Annotated in this window: 1 protein-coding gene; it reads right to left on the minus strand. The window is 72.5% G+C overall.

Annotated elements, in window-relative coordinates; genetic code table 11:
* Positions 1-560: transposase (locus PGW49_RS10495; RefSeq protein ID WP_416335482.1), on the minus strand; the 560-nt coding region annotated here is incomplete at both ends.

The raw sequence follows: 560 nt of genomic DNA on the forward strand, positions 1-560 counted from the left end.
ACCCGCATCGCCTTGCGCATCTTCGCGAGCTCGGGGCCTTCCGGCGCGGCGCCGTCGGGGTTCGGGTCCATGAGCACGTGGTACACCTCCCGCGCTATGTAGCGCTTCAGGCAGCGGACCGCCTCCCGCCGGGACTTCCCCTCGGAGGTCCGCCTCGCCACGTACCTCCTCGTCCTCTCGTCGTACGCCATGCGCTTGATCGCGATCTCGTAGAGCGATCTCGTAGAGCGCCCAGTTCGCCTGCCGGTTGCCGCCGCGGTTGAGCCTGTGCCGGTCCGTCTTCCCGCTCGACGCGGGGATCGGGGAGGCGCCGCACATCATCGAGAACGCCGCCTCGCCCTTCAGCCTGCCGGGGTTGTCGCCGGCGGCCACGACCAGGGCGGCGGCGGTCGTGGTGCCGCAGCCCTCGACGCCGAGCAGCGCGGGCGCGTTCGCCTCCAGCAGCGCGCGGATGCGCTCGTCGAGGGACTCGACCTGGCTGCGGGCCTCCTTCCAGACCGCCGCGACGGACCGCAGCGAGGCCAGCACGCTCTCCTCGAGCGCGTCGCCCGCCTTCCTCC

The sequence above is a fragment of the Collinsella aerofaciens genome (assembly GCF_027679495.1).
GTDB classification, from domain to species: Bacteria; Actinomycetota; Coriobacteriia; order Coriobacteriales; family Coriobacteriaceae; genus Collinsella; species Collinsella aerofaciens_AK.